Origin of the sequence: Nonomuraea dietziae (assembly GCF_014195505.1) — a bacterium.
In the GTDB taxonomy this organism is placed as follows: domain Bacteria; phylum Actinomycetota; class Actinomycetes; order Streptosporangiales; family Streptosporangiaceae; genus Nonomuraea; species Nonomuraea roseola.
In genome coordinates this window covers 839,047-858,695 of the sequence record NZ_JACIBV010000002.1, presented here as the reverse complement: position 1 = coordinate 858,695, position 19,649 = coordinate 839,047, and the positions used below count along the sequence as shown (strand labels likewise).

Here is a 19,649-nt window from a genome sequence, read left to right as displayed (position 1 = left end):
TAATGTAGCTCTCTGATCGGTCCGGCATGCCTGCTGGACGCGCAAGCGGAGGTCCCCCTCCCACCTGTGTCACCGCAAGGTGGCCGGGTCAAGGATCACGCCGGACTTACTCCGGGGAGCTTACGGCCATTCGAGCCGCCAAGCTCAGTGGCCCCGCATGCGCGACGTGCGGGGCATTTTCGCGTTTAGGCGCGCGCCGATGCCCGGCACGATCGAGCGCGTAGGGATCGCATACCTAGGAGGCCCCATCAGCACTGAGCCCCGCATCAACGAGCGCATCCGTGTGCCCGAGGTTCGCCTCGTCGGCCCGAACGGTGAGCAGGTCGGCATCGTGTCGATTCACGATGCACTGAAGCTCGCTCAGGAGGCCGACCTCGACCTGGTCGAGGTCGCGGCCACGGCTCGTCCGCCCGTGTGCAAGCTCATGGACTACGGCAAGTTCAAGTACGAGTCCGCGATGAAGGCGCGCGAGGCGCGCAAGAATCAGGCGCACACGATCATCAAGGAGATCAAGCTCCGCCCGAAGATCGACCCGCACGACTACGAGACCAAGAAGGGTCACGTGGTGCGGTTCCTCAAGGCCGGGGACAAGGTCAAAGTCACGATCATGTTCCGCGGACGTGAGCAGTCGCGTCCCGAGCTGGGTTTCCGGCTCCTCCAGCGGCTGGCAGAGGACGTGACGGAGCTCGGCTTCGTCGAGTCCCAGCCGAAGCAGGACGGTCGTAACATGATCATGGTGATCGGTCCGCACAAGAAGAAGGCCGAGGCCAAGGCCGAAAAGGCCGCGGCAAAGGCACAGCGTGGCGACGAGGAGCTCTCCGAACCGGAAGAGTGACCCGCAGTTGGGGTTAGCCTTACAGGCAACCCAGCCAGCGCGCCAGAGGAACACGCCGCAACCGGGCCGGCCCACACCGGCCCGGGATGTCGGCACGGACGAATTGAGGGAGAGACGGCGAGATGCCGAAGATGAAGACGCACAGCGGTGCGAAGAAGCGGTTCCGGCTTACCGGCACCGGCAAGCTCAAGCGCCGTCGCGCCAGCCGCGCGCACTACAACGAGTGGAAGTCGTCCACGCTGACGCGCCGTCTCAAGAATGATGTCGTCGTTTCCGACGCTGACTCCAAGAAGATCAAGAAGCTGCTCGCTAAGTAGCGCAAGTCCCCGGGGAGATACAACATGGCACGCGTGAAGCGGGCGCTCAACGCCAAGAAGAAGCGCAGGGTCGTCCTCGAGCGGGCGAAGGGTTACCGTGGCCAGCGGTCGAGGCTGTACCGCAAGGCCAAGGAGCAGATGCTCCACTCGATGACCTACGCCTATCGTGACCGCAAGGACCGCAAGGGCGCTTTCCGTCGCCTGTGGATCCAGCGGATCAACGCTGCGGCTCGTCAGAACGGCATGACCTACAACCGCCTGATCCAGGGTCTGCGACTGGCCAACATCGAGGTCGACCGCAAGATCCTCGCTGACCTCGCGGTCAACGACAGCCAGACCTTCGCGACGCTGGTCGAGGCCGCCAAGAAGGCTCTGCCGGCGAACGTGAACGCCCCGGCTGCGGGCTGACCGTTCCCACACGGTTTTCAGGGCCCACCGACATGTCGGTGGGCCCCTTTGCTTTGTGCGCGACCCGGTCGCCCCTCCGTACCTCACCCCGTCCCAGCCGGCGTGTGGTCGCCGACGGCCAGGGACGGGGCGAGAGGGCTGGACAATGGCTCGTGCGGGGCATGAGCGTTCGAGGAGTGGGGGACAGAGGGCATGGCCGGATCCGAGCTGACCAATGTGAAGGCGCCGCGGGTGAAAGCGGCGCGCAGGCTCACCAAGCGCGCCTTCAGGGAGCAGGACCGCAAGTTCCTCGCCGAGGGCCCGCAGGCCGTCCGTGAGGCGTTGAAGCTCGACGGCGTCGTGGTGGAGCTGTTCACCACCGCCGAGGCCGAGCTGCGCCACGGCGACCTCATCACCGAGGCCACGCTGAAGGGCCTGCCCGTCCACCGCGCCAGCGGCGAGGTGATGGCCGAGCTGTCCCAGACGGTCACCCCGCAGGGGCTGGTGGCCGTCTGCGGCCTGGTCCACACGCCGCTGGAGGAGGCCGTGACCGAGCGCGCCCGGCTGGTGGCGGTGCTCGCGCACGTGCGCGACCCAGGCAACGCCGGCACCGTCATGCGCACCGCCGACGCGGCGGGCGCTGACTCCGTGGTCTTCACCGACGCCTCCGTCGACCCCTACAACGGCAAATGCGTCAGAGCGAGCGCGGGCAGCCTGTTCCACCTGCCGGTGGTGATCGGCTCGCCGGTGGGCCAGGCCGTCCAGCGGCTGAAGGACAGCGGGCTGCGCGTGTTGGCGGCCGACGGGTCGGGCAAGCACACGCTCGACGACGTCGAGCTGTCGGGGCCGACGGCCTGGGTGTTCGGCAACGAGGCGTGGGGGCTTCCCGAGGAGGTGCTGGCGCTGGCCGACGACGTGGTGCGGGTGCCCATCTACGGCCAGGCCGAGAGCCTCAACCTGGCCACCGCCGCGGCCGTGTGCCTGTACGCCTCGGCCAGGGCCCAGCGCGCGGGCTGACCGTCCCACGGCAAGGGCCAGGGCGCAGCGCGCGGGCTGACCGTCCCACGGCATCGGCCGGGGCCCAGGGCGAGCTGACCGTCCACGTGACCGGCCAGCGGCGGCGCGCGTTCATCGGGTGGGCGCCGGCGGGCGAGCCGTACGAGACGCACGCCCGATCGAGCCGCCGACGGGCGGGCGTCGCGGCTCCCCTCGGGTGCGGGAAACCCGCTATTGTCGGCCTTGTAGGTCAAGGAGGCGAGGTTCGTGCACGGCGAAGACACCGATTGGCGAGGAGCCGATCCCTCGTGCACGGTGCCGATCGACGAGCTTCCCGACGGGCTCATCGTGACCGATGGGTTCGGCACGATCCTGGCCGTCAACCGGGCCGCGACGAGGCTCACGGGCGTCACCCGCGAGCGGGCCGTCGGCGGTGACGTCAACGAGGTCTTCCCTTTTCGTGACCACGACGGGCGCGAGTGGTGGAAGTGCCTCGACCCCCACGGCGGTCTCCGCACCAGGACGAGAGTGTCCGAGCGGCCGCTGCACCTGCCGGGCGGGCAGGAACTGCACGTCACCGCCAGGCTGGTGCGCACGCCCGAGCGGGGCGGCGACGTCGAGCGGGTGACGATCACACTGCGCGACGGAGGTGCGAGGGCCAGGCTGGAGCGCAGCAGAGCCGACCTGGTCTCCACGGTCGCCCACGAGCTGCGCTCGCCGCTGACCAGCGTGAAGGGCTTCACCGCCACCCTGCTGGCCAAGTGGACCCGCTTCACCGAAGAGCAGAAGCTCGTGATGCTCGAGACGGTCAACAACGACGCCGACAGGGTGACCAGGCTGATCACCGAGCTGCTCGACGTCTCGCGCATCGAGTCGGGGCGGCTGGAGGTCCACCGCCAGGTGGTCGACGTGGCCGCCCGCGCGCGCAGGATCATCGCGGGCAGGGTCGCTGCGGGCGAGCCCGAAGACCGCTTCAGGCTGAACGTCGCCGACGGGCTGCCGGAAATGTGGCTCGACTCGGACAAGATCGACCAGATTCTCGGTAACCTGGTGGAGAACGCGGTGCGCCACGGAAGGGGCACCGTCACGATCGAGATCGAATCCGTCGGCTGGGGAGTTGCCGTGTCCGTGCGAGACCAGGGAGAGGGCATCGCGCCCGAGCTGGCCCCGCGCGTCTTCAGGCAGTTCTGGCGCGGCAACAGCCGCAGGCGCGGCGGCACGGGTCTCGGCCTGTTCATCGTCAAGGGCCTGGTCGAGGCCCACGGCGGCACGATCACCGTGCAGCGGGCGCCCGAGGGCGGGGCGGAGTTCCGATTTACCATGCCCGCAGGCACCCCCGACTTCGCGTAGGGATCTGCGGGCTTTCCCAGCAGGTACGGCAGACCGCCGCTTTTCCACAGACCGGCCGTCGCCGCACGACCCGTCCTGGCGATCCGACTAGACTCGGGTCCGCTCAAGCCCTGGATACGGAGCTCTCTCTTGTCTGACTACGACCCCGTCGAGGTCACCCCACTGCACGCCGACGAGCTGGCGCGCATGGAGGCCGACGCCGTCGCCGCGATCAAGGCGGCGGGCGATCTCGACGCACTCAAGCAGGTCCGCCTCGCGCACGCCGGAGACCGTTCGCCGATCGCGCTGGCCAACCGTGAGATCGGCGCCCTGCCGCCCGCGGCCCGCGCCGAGGCGGGCAAGCGCATCGGCGGCGCCCGCAAGGCGATCAACGAGGCGCTCGCCACGCGCCAGGCCGAGCTGGAGGCCGAGCGCGACGCCCGCGTCCTGGTCGAGGAGACCGTCGACGTCACGCTGCCGTGGGACCGCGTCCCGAGGGGCGCCCGCCACCCGCTGACCACCATGCAGGAGCGCATCGCCGACACCTTCGTCGCGATGGGCTACGAGGTCGCGGAGGGTCCCGAGCTCGAAGGCGAGTGGTTCAACTTCGACGCGCTCAACATCGCCGCCGACCACCCCGCCCGCTCCGACCACGACACCTTCTTCGTGGAGACCACCGACTCGGGCAAGGTGCTGCGCACCCAGACCTCGCCCGTGCAGATCAGGGCGCTGCTGCAGAGGGGCGTCCCCGTCTACGTGGTCTCGCCAGGCAAGGTGTTCCGCACCGACGAGCTCGACGCCACCCACACCCCGGTCTTCCACCAGGTCGAGGGTCTGGCGATCGACGAGGGCCTGACGATGGCCCACCTCAAGGGCACGCTCGACAGGTTCGCCGAGATCATGTTCGGCGAGGGCATCACGACCAGGTTCAGGCCCAACTACTTCCCCTTCACCGAGCCTTCGGCCGAGATGGACCTGAAGTGCTTCGTGTGCAGGGGCCAGTCGGCCGTGCCCGGCAACCCGCCGTGCCGCACCTGCAAGTCCGAGGGCTGGATCGAGTGGGGCGGCTGCGGCATGGTCAACCCGCGCGTGCTCGTCGCCTGCGGCGTCGACCCGCGCAAGTACTCCGGCTTCGCCTTCGGCATGGGCATCGAGCGGACGCTGATGTTCCGCCACAACGCCGAAGACATGCGTGACATGGTCGAGGGCGACGTCCGCTTCACCCTCCCGTTCGGAATGGAGATCTGATGAAGGTCCCGCTTTCCTGGCTGCGGGAGCACGTCGACCTCCCCGCCGTCACCGCGCACGAGGTGGCGGACAAGCTCACCGCCGCGGGTCTCAAGCTCGAGAGCATCACCTCCCACGGCCACGACGTGAAGAACGTCGTCGTCGGCGAGGTGCTCTCGGTCGAGGAGCTGACCGGTTTCAAGAAGCCGATCCGCCACTGCATGGTCGAGGTCGGCGAGGCCGAGCCGCGCCAGATCGTCTGTGGCGCCAGCAACTTCGTCGCGGGCGACCGCGTGCCCGTCGTGCTGCCGGGCGGCGTGCTGCCCGGCGGCTTCGAGGTCGGCGCGCGCAAGACCTACGGCCGCCTGTCCGAGGGCATGATCTGCTCCGAGCGCGAGCTCGGCCTCGGCGACGACCACAACGGCATCATGGTCCTGCCCGCTGACACCCCGATCGGCGCCGACGTGGTCGAGCTGCTCGGCCTGCGCGACGACGTGATCGAGCTGGAGATCACCCCCGACATCGGCTACGCCCTGTCGATCAGGGGTGTGGCGCGCGAGGCGGCCACCGCCTTCGGCGTCGCCTTCCGCGACCCCGCCGCCGTCGAGCTGCCGGCCGCCACCGAGCCCGCCTACCCGGCCTCGATCGGCGACCCGACCGCGTGCGACAGGTTCGTGCTGCGCGAGGTGCGCGGCTTCGACCCCTCGGCGCCCAGCCCGCTGTGGATGCGCACCAGGCTGACCAGGGCGGGCATGCGCCCGGTCTCCCTGGCCGTCGACGTCGCCAACTACGTGATGCTGGAGCTCGGCCAGCCGCTGCACACCTTCGACAAGGCCAAGCTGAGCGGCGAGATCGTCGTACGACGGGCGCGCGAGGGCGAGACGCTGGAGACGCTCGACCACGTCGTGCGTAAGCTCAGCACCGACGACATCCTCATCACCGACGCTTCGGGCGCGATCTCGATGGCGGGCACGATGGGCGGCCTGCACACCGAGATCTCCGGCGACTCCACCGACATCGTGATCGAGGCGGCGCACTTCTCCGCCACCGGCACGGCCCGCATGTCGCGCAGGCACAACCTGGTGTCTGAGGCGTCCAAGCGGTTCGAGCGCGGCGTCGACCGTGAGCTGCCGCTGGTGGCCTCGTGGCGGGCGGTGCAGCTGCTGACCTCGCTCGGCGGGGCCAGCGAGGTGCCGGGCGTCACCCACGCCGAGACCGAGGTCTCGCCCGTCCGCATCGCGATCCCGACCTCCCACCCCGGCGCGGTGGCCGGCGTGCCCTACTCCCATGAGACGGTCGTCACCCGACTGGAGCAGGTCGGCTGCGTCGTGGAGCCGGGTTCGAGCCCCGCGCCGCAGCGCGGCGGCGTCGACGCCACCGGCGTCGTGTCGGGCGGCGACACCGACGGGCTGCTGGCCGTGACGGGCGACGACATGATCACGGTGACGCCGCCTTCGTGGCGTCCCGACATCACCGACCCCAACGACCTGGCCGAAGAAGTCATCAGGCTCGAGGGCTACGAGAACCTGCCTTCGATCCTGCCCAAGGCCCCCGCGGGCGCGGGCCTGACCGAGGCGCAGCGGCTGCACAGGCGGGTCGGCCGCTCGCTGGCCGCCGCCGGCTACGTCGAGGTGCTCGCCTACCCGTTCGTCGGCGAGCGCGACCTCGACCACCTGCAGCTGCCCGAGGGCGACGACCGCCGCAGGGCCGTGCGGCTGGCCAACCCGCTGTCGGAAGACGAGCCGCTCATGCGGACCACGCTGCTGCCGGGCCTGCTCAAGATCCTGGTGCGCAACGTGGGTCGTGGCTTCGGCGACACGGCGCTGTTCGAGACGGGCCTGGTCTACCGGCCGGTCGAGGGCGCGCCCGCCAAGGCGCCGGTGCTCGGCGTCGACGGCAGGCCGAGCGACGACGAGCTCGGCTCGATCGAGTCGGCGCTGCCCAGGCAGCCGCAGCGGGTCGCCGTCGTGCTTGCCGGTGAGTTCGAGCGCTCCGGCTGGTGGGGCAGGGGCCGTCAGGCCACGTGGGCCGACGCCGTCCAGGCGGCCAGGCTGGTGGCGGGCGAGGCCAACGTCGAGCTGACGGTCGTCGCCGACCAGCACGAGCCGTGGCACCCCGGCAGGTGCGCCGCCTTCTACGTGGGCGACGTGCTCGTCGGCCACGGCGGGGAGCTGCACCCGAGGGTGATCGAGGCCTATGGCCTGCCGCCGCGCACCTGCGCGATGGAGCTGGAGCTGACCCGCCTGGAGAAGGCCATGCCTGGCCCTGTCGAGGCGCCTGCCGTCTCCTCCTACCCGATCGCCACCCAGGACGTCGCGCTCATCGTGCCCGACTGGACACCTGTGGCCGACGTGGCCGCGGCGCTGCGCGACGGCGCGGGCGAGCTGCTGGAGTCGGTGCGGCTGTTCGACGTCTACACGGGGGCGCAGGTGGGCGAGGGCAACAAGTCCCTGGCCTACACGCTGCGCTTCCGCGCTGCCGACCGCACGCTGACGGTGGAGGAGACGACCGCCGCCCGTGACGCGGCCGTGGCGATGGCCGCCGACCGCGTCGGCGCCCAGCTGCGCGGAGCCTGACCGAGCGAAAGGGCCCGGGCGCGCATCGTGCGCCCGGGCCCTTTCTCGTGGGTCAGAGTTGGTCGATCTCGCTGAGGTCGAGGTCGACGTCGAACGGCACGGTGAGCTTCAGGCGGTCGTGGTGGATGCCCGACAGCGCGTAGCCGCGGGTGGCGGGGTCGAGCTCGTAGACGTACACGACAGGCCTGTCCTCCTGCTGCTCGACCCGCCAGAAGTGCGCGATGCCCGCCTGGGCGTAGAGTTGCGGCTTGCGCTCGCGGTCGCGCACGCGGGATTCGGGTGAGACCACCTCGATCACAAGCGCCACGTCCGCAGCCCGGTAGAAGGTCTCGTCGCCACGCGCGGCCTCTGCTCGGACGAGGCTGACATCAGGCTCAGGGCGCTGGTTCGGACCGAGGATGACGCTCATCTCTCGACGGACCTTGAAGGTGCTCGGCGCGAACCGTCGCAGCTCGAACTCCAGAAGAGAGAGCATGCGCATGTGGAAGGAAGCCTGAGGACTCACGAACACCAAGCTTCCGTCAATGAGCTCAGTGTGCGCAGGCAGATCCGGAATGTGATCGAGGTCCTCCGCGACGAATCCCTCCGGCGGCGGGAAGACCCAGTCGGGGAGTGAGGGAGTCGTCATCTCCTGAATCACCGCTTCGGCCGTCATGCGTCTACGGTAGCAATCTATGTCCTTCCCGCCCGGTGAACGGGGATGCGGGCGCGCGCCCTAGGCTTTTCGTCCATGAGGCAGTTGCTGGTGTTCGCCGAGCGGGACGACGCCGAAGAGGTGGCCGAGACGCTGGCGGAATGGTTCCCCCTGCTCGGCATGCCCGTCGTCGTCAGGGAGACGCTCGCGGGCGAGGACGACGCCGAGGACGCGCAGTGGCTCGTCGTGGTCGAGGGGCTGGCGGAGGGGCATCTGGCCAAGGTCGACGCGCTGGTGGAGGAGCGAGAGGGCTGGCGCGAGAGCGGGTGAGATTGCGCCACAGGTGAAACGACCTTGAGCGCGGCCCTGCCGATCGGGCAGCGTGGGGGGCATGCGCGTCGCGGTTCTCTCTGACATCCACGGGGTGCTTCCCGCGCTGGAAGCCGTGCTCGCCGAGCCCGAGGTGGCCTGCGCCGACCTCGTCGTCCTCACCGGCGACATGGCGGCCGGTCCTCAGCCGGTCGAGACACTCGACCTGCTGGTGTCGCTGGGGGAGCGGGCGCTGTGGGTCAACGGCAACGCCGATCGTGAGCTGGTGGAGGTGGCTCGCGGCAGCGGCAGCGCCTACCCAATCTCGCAGTGGGCGGGGCAGCAGCTGCGCGGTGACCAGGTCGAGCTGCTGGCCGGGCTGCCGATGTCGTGCGTCCTCGACCTCGGGGCGCTGGGCCGCACCCTGTTCGCGCACGCCACGCCGAGGCGCGACGACGAGATGATCCTCGTCGACAGCGCGATCGAGCGGTGGGCTGAGGTGCTCGAGGGGATCGAGGCCGACACGGTGGTGCTGGGCAACACGCACATGCCGTTCGTCAGGCTCGTGGAGCGCAGGCTGGTGGTCAACCCGGGTTCGGTCGGCATGCCGTACGGCACGGCGGGCGCCCACTGGGCGCTGCTGGAGGCGGGCAGCGGCGCGGTGACGTTGCGCCGCACCGCCTTCGACGCCCAGGCCGCGGCCGGGCGCATCGTCGAGGAGAGCGGGTTCGCCGAGGTGGAGGAGTGGGTGTCGGAGTACGTGACGGGCACCCACTCCGACGTCGAGGCGCTGCGGGCCTTCGGCGGGGCCGAGGGAAGGGCGCGCTGAGCTCAGCCCTCGGTGTGCGCGGCCTGCCTGCGGGCCTTCTCGGCCAGGGCGTGCTCGCTGGTCCTGGCGTCGTAGGCGCGGAAGGACGGCAGCAGCCACGCCAGCAGACCCACCGATCCGACGCACAGCAGACCGCCCACGCCCAGAGAGAACCGGGTGCCGCCGAGGTCGGCCATGAGCCCTGCCCGCGCGTTGCCGAGCATCGGGCCGCTGGCGTACGACAGCAGTTCGATGCCGGCCAGCCGGCCGCGCAGCTCCTCGGGGATGGTCTGGTTCCACATGGTCATCCTGAAGATGCCGCTGACCATGTCGGCCGCGCCCGCCAGCGCCAGGCAGAGGAAGATCGCCCAGATGCTCGGCATCACCGCGGCCAGGGCGACCGAGACGCCCCACAGTGCCGCGGCCAGGATCACCCCGATGCCCTGCCGCTGCACGCGCGCCGTCCACGCCCCTGTGAGGGAGGCGATCAGCGAGCCGACCGCGCCCGCCGAGTACAGCAGGCCCACGGCCTGCGGCGTGCCGAACTGGTCGGCGAGGAAGGGGTAGAGCGCCGTGGACATGGCGAAGACCATCGCGGCGATGTCCACCAGGTAGGTGCCCATCAGGTCGCGCCTGCTCGCGGCGTAGCGCAGGCCCTCGACCATCGACCTGATCGAGGCGGGGGCGGCGTCCTCCTTCGGCGGCACGGCCCTGATGCGCCACAGCAGCACCAGCGAGAGCACGAAGCTGACGGTGTCGACCGCGTAGGCGGTGGCCACGCTGAAGGTGGTCACCAGCAGGCCGCCGAGCGCGGGGGCGGCGATGGCGCCGATGTTCCAGCGCAGGCTGGCCAGCACGGCCGCCGCGCCGAGCTGGTCGTGCCTGACGACCTGCGGGATCAGCGCCTCCATGCTCGGGCGCTGCAGGCTGGCCAGGCCGGTGGACAGCGCGCCGACCACGTAGAGCACCCAGATCTGCGGCTCTGGCAGCATGGCGTTGAACGTGAGCATCGCCGAGGTGACCAGCAGCCCGACCTCGCTGAGCAGGATGACCTTGCGCCGGTCGAGCGCGTCGGCGATGGCGCCGCCCCACAGCCCGCAGATCACCATCGGCACGAACTCCGCCAGGCTCACCAGACCCACCGCGACGTAGGAGCCGGTCAGCTGCTTCATCTGGTACGGCACGGCCACCATCGTGATGAAGGTGCCGAACATCGTGATGACGCCTGAGGCCATCAGGAGCCGGTAGTCGCGTGAGTCGCGCAGCGGGCCCAGGTCCATCTTGAGGTGGGCGAGCAGGCGGCGGAGGGAATCGGGCACGGGTTCAGATTGTCGAGCGCCGGGCTCGGCGGGGGCAAACGGTTTTCGGGTGAGAGCGTGCGCACCGGCACGATGGGGCCTCGCTCAGGCCCGGCGTCCGCCACGCCGGCGTCGCGTTCGGGCCGTGACATGGCGATGCCCCCGCCAAGGGCATCGGCGGGGGCAGGTGCGGACTGTGTGTCAGCTGGGAACTTTGTCCAGGAAGCCGAACACCTGGCGGATCCGGCCGTCCTCGGCGAGCTTCACCACGTCGAACCCGACCACTACCGGCTCGCCGCCCTCGGGACCCAGGTGCCAGGTGAAGCGGGCGAGGTCCTGGTGGGCGTCGTAGACCTCGCCGGCGCTGAAGACCATGCCGGGGAACATGCCCTGCGCTCCGGCGATCACCGCGGCGATCCCCTCGTGTCCCGTCACGTCGGCCAGCGGGTCGGTGTAGGTCGCGTCCTCGGTCCACAGCTCGGCGACGGCCTTGGCGCGGGCGTCGGCGTCGGTCTCGTTCCAGGCGGCCACGTAGCGCTCGATCAGCGTCATGATATTTCGTCCTTTCCAGGGTTATTGCGGGTCCAGAGGGTCAGCGGGTCTTGCGGAGGCCCATGATCTGCAGCTCGGCGAAGGCGGCCACGACCAGGGCCTGGGCGATCGCCCACACCGCGCCGATCGTGGTGAACTCCAGCAGGCCGGTCGCGACGGCGGCGACGCTGCCGAGGGTCCAGATGATGTTCAGGGCGATGACGGCCTTGGTGGCGCCTCTGCTGATGTCGGCCCTGGTGCCCAGGAAGCCGACGGCCACGCCGTACACGAGGAGGAAGACGCCGATGCCGCGCAGCATTCCGGTGTCGGGGCCGAGCAGGTCGCCCACGGGGCCCGCGGCGAGCAGGTAGATCAGCCCGTTGCCGCCGGTGACGACGGCGTCGGCGACCAGGGCGAGGCGCAGGAACTTGGTCCGGTCGGCGGTAACGGTGAGGAAGGTCATCTCGGCTCCTTCGGAGGGTGTTTCGTTCCGATGGAGCAACCGTGTCATCCGCGACATCAAGCGCGCGATTACGCCTGAGGTAAGCGCGCGCGGCCGCACACCGCTGACCTGGGCGAAGGCGGCGGAAAATGATGCGAGCACACTCGTCACGCCGCGCCAGAGGGCCGGCCGAGGCAGGGCGGACCCGTCGGGGTCCTGTCGCCGCACCACCTGGCGGCGGTCTTCACCCCGCGCGGGGTGGACCGCCGCCTACCGCCGGGCGCAGGCGGTCAAAGGGCCAGGACCTCCTGGCGGAGCCGGGTCTTGAGGATCTTGCCGCCGGGGTTGCGGGGCAGCTCCGCGTCCCTGAACCAGAAGTGCGCGGGCACCTTGAACCCGGCGATGCGCTCCTTGAGGAAGGCCGTCAGCTCCTCGGGGGTGGCGGGCGCCGACAGGCGGATGACCGCGCCGACCTCCTCGCCCAGCTCGTCGTGCGGCACCCCGATCACCGCGGCGTCGTCCACGGACGGGTGCTCGAACAGCGCCGCCTCCACCTCGGCGCAGTACACGTTCTCGCCGCCGCGGATCACCATGTCCTTCGCCCTGTCGACGATGTAGACGAAGCCCTCCTCGTCCACCCTGGCCAGGTCGCCGGTGTGCAGCCACCCGTCGACGAACGTCTCGGCCGTGGCCGACGGCTTGTTCCAGTAGCCCATGATGACGTTGGGCCCGCGCAGGCAGAGCTCGCCGACCTCGCCGACGGGCAGCGGCGCGCCCGAGGGGTCGGAGATGCGCACGTCGACGACGGCGGACGGCAGGCCGATGCTGTCAGGCTTGCGGGCGTAGTCGGCTCCGGAGTTGTTGATGGCGAGGGCGGTGGTCTCGGTCATGCCGTAGCCGTTGCTGGGCGCCCGGCCCGGCAGCTCGTTGGTGATGCGCTCCATCAGCTTGGGGGGAGCGGGGGCGCCGCCGTAGGAGATGCCGGTCAGGGAGGACAGGTCGTACTTGTCCACGTCGGGGTGGGAGAGCAGCTGCCAGGCGTTGGTGGGCACCCCAGTCATCCCGGTGATCTTCTCGCGCTCGATGAGCTGGAGCGCGAGCAGCGGGTCCCACTTGTACATCAGCGCCAGCGCGCCGCCGGTGAACATGGTGCCTGTCATCACCGCGAAGCAGCCCGTGACGTGGAAGAGCGGCACCGTCAGCAGCGTGACCCGCCGCTCACCCGTCGTGCCCGAAGGGTCCTTGCCGGCCATGACGACCGCGCGGATGAGGGAGTAGGCGACGGTCATCGGCGCCTGGCCGAGGTTGCGATGGCTGCCGAGCGCGCCCTTCGGCAGTCCCGTGGTGCCCGAGGTGTAGAAGATCGTCGCGGGGTCCTCAGGAGACAGTTCCACGGAGGGGAGGGTGACGTCCGCCCTGACCTCGCCCAGCACCTCGTCGAAGGCGCGCGTGCCCTCCTGGGGCGTGCCCCTTGTCACGATCAGCGGCACGCCCGTGCCCGCCAGGCGCTCGGCCCGCTCGCCGTCGGCGATCAGCACCTTGGCGCCGGAGTCGGAGACCCCGTAGGCCAGCTCCTGCGCGGTCCACCAGGCGTTCAGCGGTACGGCGATCGCCCCGGCCGCCAGGACGGCGGAGAAGGAGACGACCCATTCGGGGTAGTTGCGCATCGCGATGGCCACGCGATCGCCCTTGACCACGCCGTACTCCTCGACCAGCCGGTTGGCCAGCGTCGCCGCCAGGCGGTAGTGCTGCTCGTAGGAGATCCGCTCGTCCTCGTAGATGAGGAAGTCCTTCTCTCCCTGCCACCGGCTGTTCTCCAGCATGGTGCGGAAGTGCCCCGGCGCGTGCTTCCAGGTGCGGATCCCCGACTCCAGCTCCTCGGTTTCGAACAGCTGGCCCTCTGCGGTGAGCTGGGCCTGGACCTGGGCGTGCGTGATGCTCATGGGCAAGAACTCCCGCGTGCTCTGTTAACCGGATATTTCACAGTACCGACCGGTAGGTACGTCGCGCTAGGCCTCGCGACTGAGTGTTCATGCAGGCGAATGGGCGGTTTGCCCGATCTCAGAATGCGGGCGTCACGGCCCGCCTGGCTTGCATGCTCATCGACTCGGATGCATAATCTCTCTAAGCAAATTCATGAGTAAGGATGAATGACTATGCAGCGTGTGGCGATCGCCGGGGCCAGCGGCTACGCCGGAGGTGAGCTCGCCCGTCTGCTGCTCATGCACCCCGAACTGGAGATAGGCGCGCTGACCGCCGCTTCGAGCGCGGGCAGCCCGCTCGGCGCGCACCAGCCGCACCTGCCCCAGCTGGCAGCCCGCATCATTCAGGAGACCACCCCGGAGATGCTCGCAGGGCACGACGTGGTCTTCCTCGCCCTTCCGCACGGTCAGTCCGCCGCGATCGCCGCCCAGCTGGACGAGAGCGACACCGTGATCGTCGACTGCGGCGCCGACCACCGGCTCGCCGACCCTGCCGCCTGGGCCGAGTTCTACGGCGGAGCCCACGCGGGCACCTGGCCGTACGGCCTGCCCGAGCTGCCCGGTCAGCGTGACATCCTCAAGGCCGCGCGGCGCATCGCCGTACCCGGCTGCTACCCGACGGCCGTCACCCTCGCGCTCTTCCCCGCCTTCGCGGAGGGGCTCGCGGAGCCCGACGTGGTGGTCGTGGCGGCGACGGGCACCAGCGGCGCGGGCAAGGCCCTCAAGCCGAACCTGCTCGGCAGCGAGGTCATGGGCTCGGTCAGCGCCTACGGCGTGGGCGGCGTCCACCGGCACACGCCTGAGATGGAGCAGAACCTCTCCGCCGTCGCGGGCCTGCCCGTCACCGTCGCCTTCACCCCGATGCTGGCGCCGATGAGCCGCGGCATCCTGGCCACCTGTACGGCTCCCGCCACCCCCGGCCTGACCGCCGCAGCCCTCCGCGACGCCTACGAGAGCGCGCTGAAGGACGAGCCGTTCGTCACGCTGCTGCCCGAGGGCGTGTGGCCCGCCACCGCGATGACCTACGGCGCCAACACCGCGGCCCTGCAGGTGACGCTCGACGAGCGCGCCGGCCGCGTGGTCGCCGTCATCGCCATCGACAACCTCACCAAGGGCACCGCGGGGGGCGCGATCCAGAGCGTCAACCTCGCACTAGGCCTGCCCGAAGGGCTCGGCCTTCCCCTGAACGGAGTCGCCCCGTGATCGAGCGCGGCCAGAGAACCAGCGAACACGGCCTGTGCGCACGCATGCGGCCGTCGAAGGAGGACGCATGAGCGTGACCGCCCCCCTCGGCTTCAAGGCCGCGGGCATCGCCGCAGGCATCAAGGCCGGCGGAAACCGCGACCTCGCCCTCGTCGTCAACGAAGGACCGCTCCGCGCCGCCGCGGGCGTCTTCACCGCCAACCGCGTGAAGGCCGCCCCCGTCCTCTGGTCGCAGCAGGTCCTGGCGGGAGGCCGAGTCCGAGCGGTCGTCCTCAACTCGGGCGGCGCCAACGCCTGCACGGGCCCCGAAGGCTTCCAGGACACCCACGCCACGGCCGAGAAGGTCGCCGAGGTCCTGGCCGACTCCGCCGGCGAGATCGCCGTCTGCTCCACCGGCCTGATCGGCGAGCGGCTGCCGATGGAGGCGCTGCTGACGGGCGTCGACAGCGCGGCCACGCAGCTCTCCCGCGACGGCGGCCTGGCCGCGGCCGACGCCATCCGCACCACCGACACCGTCTCGAAGATCTCCTTCAGGCGCGGCGAGGGCGGGTACATGGTCGGGGGGATGGCCAAGGGCGCGGGCATGCTCGCCCCGGCGCTGGCCACCATGCTCTGCGTCATCACCACCGACGCCGAGGTCACCTCCGAGCAGCTCGACGCGGTGCTGCGCAGGGCCACGACCAAGACCTTCGACAGGCTCGACGCCGACGGCTGCATGTCGACGAACGACACCGTGCTGCTGCTGGCCAGCGGCGCCTCAGGCGTCACGCCCGACCTCGCCGAGTTCGAGAAGAAGATCACCGAGGTCTGCGCCGACCTGGCCAGGCAGCTGCTCGTCGACGCCGAAGGCGCCTCCAAGGCGATCGCCATCGAGGTCGTGGGTGCGGCCAGCGAGGACGACGCCGTCAAGGTGGGCCGCACGGTCTCCAGGTCCAACCTGCTCAAGTGCGCCATCCACGGCGAGGACCCCAACTGGGGCCGCGTCCTGGCGGCGGTCGGCACCACCGACGCGGTCTTCGAGCCCGACCGGATCAACGTCGCCATCAACGGCATCTGGATCTGCAGGGGCGGCGCGGTCGGCGACGACCGCGCCAAGGTGGACATGCGCCCGCGCGACGTGACGATCACCGTCGACCTGTCGGCGGGGCCGCACTCGGCGACCATCCACACCACGGACCTGACCGCGGCCTACGTGCACGAGAACTCGGCGTACTCCTCATGAGGGCCAACGGAGCGCTCGCCAAGGCGAGCACGCTGATCGAGGCCCTGCCCTGGCTGGCCAGGTTCAGCGGCGCGACCGTCGTCATCAAGTACGGCGGCAACGCCATGACGGAGGAGTCGCTCAAGGAGGGCTTCGCCGAGGACATCGTCTTCCTGCGTTACGCGGGCCTGCGGCCGGTCGTGGTGCACGGCGGGGGGCCGCAGATCAGCGCGCACCTCGACAGGCTCGGCATCGAGTCGACCTTCACCGCGGGCCTGCGGGTCACCACCCCCGAGGCGATGCAGGTCGTGCGCATGGTGCTGGTGGGCCAGGTCAACCGCGACGTCGTCGGCCTGATCAACCACCACGGCCCGTTCGCGGTCGGCATGTCGGGTGAGGACGCGCACCTGTTCACCGCCGAGCGCAAGCCCGCGATGGTGGACGGCGAGCCCGTCGACATCGGCCAGGTGGGCGAGATCGTCAAGGTCGAGCCCGGCGCCGTGCAGGCCCTGCTCGACGACGGTCGCATCCCGGTCGTCTCCAGCGTCGCCCGCGGCGTGGACGGCCAGGTCTACAACGTCAACGCCGACACCGCCGCGGCCGCGCTCGCCGTCGCGCTGCGGGCGCAGAAGCTGATCGTGCTCACCGACGTCGAGGGCCTGTACGCCAGCTGGCCCGCCGACACCGACGTGATCGACCAGCTCAAGGCGGCGGAGCTGGCCGAGATGCTGCCCACGCTGTCCAGCGGCATGGTGCCCAAGATGGAGGCCTGCCTGACCGCCGTGCAGGGCGGCGTGCCCCAGGCGCACGTCCTGGACGGACGCGTCCCCCACGCCCTGCTGCTCGAGATCTTCACCGACCACGGAATCGGAACCATGGTGATGCCCAATGAGTGAGCGCAGCGAGCTCATCAGGAAACACAGCAGCCTCAGGTACATGCGGCCGACGGAGTCGGACGCATGAGCCTGTACGAGAGGTTCGAAGACGCCTTCATGCCGAACTACGGCGTCCCGCCGCTGGCTCTGGCCCGCGGCAAGGGCAGCACGGTGTGGGACGTGGAGGGCAGGCAGTACCTCGACTTCGTCGGCGGCATCGCCGTCGACTCTCTCGGACACGGCCACCCCGCGCTGGTCGAGGCCGTCTCCAGGCAGGTCGCCACCCTCGCCCACACCAGCAACCTCTACCTGCACGAGCCCGAGGTGCTGCTGGCGGAGAAGCTGCTCGAGCTGTTGAAGCAGCCGGCGAAGGTCTTCTTCGCCAACTCCGGCACCGAGGCCAACGAGTGCGCCTACAAGCTGGCGCTCAAGTACGGCAAGGCCACGGGCCGCTCCTACTTCGTCGCCGCGGAGAACGGCTTCCACGGCCGCACGATGGGCGCGCTCTCCCTCACCGGCAAGAAGGCGATCCGCGAGCAGTTCGGCCCCTTCCCCGTCGAGGTTCGCTTCGTTCCCTACGGCGACGCCGACGCGCTCAAGCAGGCCGTCACCGAGGACTGCATCGCGGTCTTCCTCGAGCCCACGCAGGGCGAGGCGGGCGTCGTGCCGCCGCCCGAGGGCTACTTCGGCGCCGCCCGCGAGATCTGCACCGCCGCAGGCGCGCTGCTGGTCGCCGACGAGATCCAGTCGGCCATCGGCAGGACCGGCCACTGGTTCGCCCACCAGGCCGAGGGCGTCGTCCCCGACGTCCTGACCCTGGCCAAGGGCCTGGGCGGCGGCCTGCCGATCGGCGCCTGCGTCGGCTTCGGCCCCGCGGCCACGCTCTTCGACAAGGGCGACCACGGCTCGACCTTCGGCGGCAACCCGGTCTCGTGCGCCGCCGCGCTCGCCGTCCTGGCCAACGTGGACCCCGCCGAGGCCGCCGCCAAGGGCGCCCTGCTGCGCGCGGGGCTGGAGGCGGTGAAGCACCCGCTGCTCAAGGGCGTGCGCGGCCGCGGCCTGTGGCTGGCCCTCGTGCTCGAGGAGCCGGTCTCCGGCAAGGTGCAGCAGGCCGCGCAGGACGCCGGCTTCCTGGTCAACGCCCTGCAACCCGACGCCGTACGGCTCGCACCCCCACTCGTGGTGACCGCCGAGGAGATCCAGGCCCTCGTCGACGCCCTCCCCTCGATCCTGACGGAGGCGGCCAAGTGACCAGGCATCGCGCGGACTCGGCGCCTACCAGGCACTTCCTGAAGGACGACGACCTCTCGCCCGCCGAGCAGGCCGAGGTGCTCGACCTGGCCGACGCCATGAAGAAGGACCCGTACGGCTACCGCCCCTTCGAGGGGAACAGGACCATCGCGGTGCTCTTCGACAAGCCGTCCACCAGGACCCGCGTCTCCTTCGCCGTCGGCATCGCCGAGCTGGGCGGCGTCCCGCTGATCATCGACGGCGGCACCTCCCAGATGGGAAGGGGCGAGCCGATCGAGGACACCGCCAGGGTGCTGGAACGCCACGTCGACGCCATCGTGTGGAGGACCGGAGGACAGGAGCGCATCGAGGCCATGGCCTCGGTCGCGGGCGTCCCCGTCATCAACGCGCTGACCGACGACTACCACCCCTGCCAGATCCTCGCCGACCTGCAGACCGTCAGGGAGAACTTCGGCAGGACCGCCGGGCTCACGCTCACCTACCTGGGCGACGGCGCCAACAACATGGCCCACTCCTACCTGCTCGGCGGCGCGACCGCCGGCATGCACGTCCGCGTCGCCGCGCCCGCCGGCTACCAGCCCGACCCCGGCATCCTCGCCAGGGCCGCGGAGGTCGCCAAGGGCACCGGCGGCAGCGTGAGCGTGCTGGATGAGGCGGCGGCCGCCGCCGAAGGCGCGCACGTGATCGCCACCGACACGTGGGTGTCGATGGGCCAGGAGGGCAAGGAGGAGCGCGTGGCCGCGCTCATGCCGTACCAGGTGAACGCCGCGCTCATGGCCCGCGCCGACCGCGAGGCGATCGTGCTGCACTGCCTGCCCGCCTACCGCGGCTACGAGATCACCGCCGAGGTGCTCGACGGGCCGGACAGCCTCGTGTGGGACCAGTCGGAGAACCGCCGTCACGCCCAGAAGGCGCTGCTGCAGTGGCTGTGGTCACGATGAGCATCCCGATGACCAAGGTCGCCAGGCAGGCGAAGATCACCGACCTGCTCCAGCGGCAGGCCGTGCGCTCCCAGCCCGAGCTGGCCAAGCTCCTGGCCGAGAGCGGCGTCGAGGTCACCCAGGCCACGCTCTCACGCGACCTGGACGAGCTCGGGGCGCTCAAGCTGCGGGCCGAGGACGGCTCACTGGTCTACGCGCTGCCCGGCGAGGGCGGCGGACGCATCCCGCTGGCCCGCCTGGGCACGGGAGAGTCGCCCGCGGCCAGGCTCCACAGGATCGCCGAGGAGCTTCTGGTCTCGGCCGAGGCCTCGGCCAACCTGGTGATCGTCAGGACGCCGCCGGGCGCCGCGCAGTTCCTCGCCTCCGCCATCGACCACGCCGACTGGGAGTCCATCCTCGGCACCGTGGCGGGGGACGACACCATTCTCGTCATCAGTCGCGACCCCCTGGGTGGCCCCTCGGTCGTGGACAGCCTGCTGAACATCGCGAATCGTAAAGGATCATGAT

At 70.5% G+C, this 19,649-nt stretch carries 20 protein-coding genes; 15 read left to right on the top strand and 5 right to left on the bottom strand.

Annotation, left to right across the window (positions count from 1 at the left end):
- Positions 1–157 precede the first annotated feature (157 nt).
- The 7 genes from infC (at position 158) to FHR33_RS46715 (ending at position 7,667) form a co-directional block, all read left to right on the top strand.
- Positions 158–835 carry a translation initiation factor IF-3 gene (gene infC, locus FHR33_RS46745; RefSeq protein ID WP_246453727.1) on the top strand — a complete coding sequence of 226 codons (678 nt, stop codon included), beginning with the start codon at positions 158–160 and terminating at the stop codon, positions 833–835.
- 122 nt (positions 836–957) lie between these two features.
- On the top strand, positions 958–1,152 hold the full coding sequence (gene rpmI / locus FHR33_RS46740; RefSeq protein WP_183662139.1) for a 50S ribosomal protein L35: 195 nt from the start codon (positions 958–960) through the stop codon (positions 1,150–1,152).
- Between the two features lie 24 nt (positions 1,153–1,176).
- Positions 1,177–1,560 carry a 50S ribosomal protein L20 gene (gene rplT / locus FHR33_RS46735; RefSeq protein WP_183662138.1) on the top strand — a complete coding sequence of 128 codons (384 nt, stop codon included), beginning with the start codon at positions 1,177–1,179 and terminating at the stop codon, positions 1,558–1,560.
- A gap of 192 nt (positions 1,561–1,752) precedes the next feature.
- On the top strand, positions 1,753–2,556 hold the full coding sequence (locus FHR33_RS46730) for a TrmH family RNA methyltransferase (protein WP_183662136.1): 804 nt from the start codon (positions 1,753–1,755) through the stop codon (positions 2,554–2,556).
- A 246-nt stretch (positions 2,557–2,802) separates the two neighbouring features.
- Complete coding sequence (locus FHR33_RS46725; protein WP_183662134.1) at positions 2,803–3,885, top strand: sensor histidine kinase; 1,083 nt, start codon at positions 2,803–2,805, stop codon at positions 3,883–3,885.
- 186 nt (positions 3,886–4,071) lie between these two features.
- The gene (pheS, locus tag FHR33_RS46720; RefSeq protein WP_246453864.1) at positions 4,072–5,112 is read left to right on the top strand and encodes a phenylalanine--tRNA ligase subunit alpha; all 1,041 of its coding nucleotides are present in this window, start codon (positions 4,072–4,074) and stop codon (positions 5,110–5,112) included.
- The gene (locus FHR33_RS46715; RefSeq protein WP_183662124.1) at positions 5,112–7,667 is read left to right on the top strand and encodes a phenylalanine--tRNA ligase subunit beta; all 2,556 of its coding nucleotides are present in this window, start codon (positions 5,112–5,114) and stop codon (positions 7,665–7,667) included. The genes pheS and FHR33_RS46715 overlap by 1 nt, the downstream gene beginning before the upstream one ends.
- A gap of 52 nt (positions 7,668–7,719) precedes the next feature.
- Here FHR33_RS46715 and FHR33_RS46710 read toward each other — a convergent pair whose 3' ends face one another.
- Positions 7,720–8,295 (bottom strand): Uma2 family endonuclease, encoded by a 576-nt coding sequence (locus FHR33_RS46710; protein ID WP_183662353.1) that lies wholly within the window; start codon positions 8,293–8,295, stop codon positions 7,720–7,722.
- 102 nt (positions 8,296–8,397) lie between these two features.
- Here FHR33_RS46710 and FHR33_RS46705 point away from each other — a divergent pair, with 102 nt between their 5' ends.
- Positions 8,398–8,631, top strand: a complete 234-nt coding sequence (locus FHR33_RS46705; RefSeq protein ID WP_183662122.1) for a hypothetical protein — start codon at positions 8,398–8,400, stop codon at positions 8,629–8,631.
- Between the two features lie 61 nt (positions 8,632–8,692).
- On the top strand, positions 8,693–9,439 hold the full coding sequence (locus FHR33_RS46700) for a metallophosphoesterase family protein (RefSeq protein WP_183662120.1): 747 nt from the start codon (positions 8,693–8,695) through the stop codon (positions 9,437–9,439).
- Positions 9,440–9,441: 2 nt separating this feature from the next.
- Here the strand turns inward: FHR33_RS46700 and FHR33_RS46695 are convergent, their stop codons facing one another.
- From FHR33_RS46695 to FHR33_RS46680, 4 genes are all read right to left on the bottom strand, one after another.
- A complete protein-coding gene (locus FHR33_RS46695; protein ID WP_312896087.1) occupies positions 9,442–10,737 on the bottom strand; it encodes an MFS transporter in 1,296 nt (431 codons plus the stop codon).
- Between the two features lie 180 nt (positions 10,738–10,917).
- On the bottom strand, positions 10,918–11,268 hold the full coding sequence (locus FHR33_RS46690; protein WP_183662118.1) for a nuclear transport factor 2 family protein: 351 nt from the start codon (positions 11,266–11,268) through the stop codon (positions 10,918–10,920).
- 40 nt (positions 11,269–11,308) lie between these two features.
- The gene (locus FHR33_RS46685; protein ID WP_183662116.1) at positions 11,309–11,710 is read right to left on the bottom strand and encodes a hypothetical protein; all 402 of its coding nucleotides are present in this window, start codon (positions 11,708–11,710) and stop codon (positions 11,309–11,311) included.
- Between the two features lie 269 nt (positions 11,711–11,979).
- Positions 11,980–13,632 carry a class I adenylate-forming enzyme family protein gene (locus tag FHR33_RS46680; protein WP_183662114.1) on the bottom strand — a complete coding sequence of 551 codons (1,653 nt, stop codon included), beginning with the start codon at positions 13,630–13,632 and terminating at the stop codon, positions 11,980–11,982.
- 213 nt (positions 13,633–13,845) lie between these two features.
- Between FHR33_RS46680 and argC the strand changes: the two genes are divergently transcribed.
- The 6 genes from argC to FHR33_RS46650 all read left to right on the top strand — a co-directional run bounded on the left by argC (position 13,846) and on the right by FHR33_RS46650 (position 19,648).
- Positions 13,846–14,874 carry an N-acetyl-gamma-glutamyl-phosphate reductase gene (argC, locus tag FHR33_RS46675; protein WP_221242688.1) on the top strand — a complete coding sequence of 343 codons (1,029 nt, stop codon included), beginning with the start codon at positions 13,846–13,848 and terminating at the stop codon, positions 14,872–14,874.
- Between the two features lie 67 nt (positions 14,875–14,941).
- The gene (gene argJ, locus FHR33_RS46670) at positions 14,942–16,096 is read left to right on the top strand and encodes a bifunctional glutamate N-acetyltransferase/amino-acid acetyltransferase ArgJ (protein WP_183662110.1); all 1,155 of its coding nucleotides are present in this window, start codon (positions 14,942–14,944) and stop codon (positions 16,094–16,096) included.
- Entirely contained in the window at positions 16,093–16,971 is an 879-nt protein-coding gene (gene argB / locus FHR33_RS46665; protein WP_183662108.1) for an acetylglutamate kinase, read from the top strand. The genes argJ and argB overlap by 4 nt, the downstream gene beginning before the upstream one ends.
- Positions 16,972–17,034: 63 nt before the next feature.
- Positions 17,035–18,201, top strand: coding sequence for an acetylornithine transaminase (locus tag FHR33_RS46660; RefSeq protein WP_183662106.1), 1,167 nt, complete (start codon positions 17,035–17,037; stop codon positions 18,199–18,201).
- Entirely contained in the window at positions 18,198–19,142 is a 945-nt protein-coding gene (gene argF / locus FHR33_RS46655; protein ID WP_183662104.1) for an ornithine carbamoyltransferase, read from the top strand. Before FHR33_RS46660 ends, argF begins: the two co-directional genes overlap by 4 nt.
- Entirely contained in the window at positions 19,139–19,648 is a 510-nt protein-coding gene (locus FHR33_RS46650) for an arginine repressor (protein ID WP_183662351.1), read from the top strand. Before argF ends, FHR33_RS46650 begins: the two co-directional genes overlap by 4 nt.
- Position 19,649: the final 1 nt, after the last annotated feature.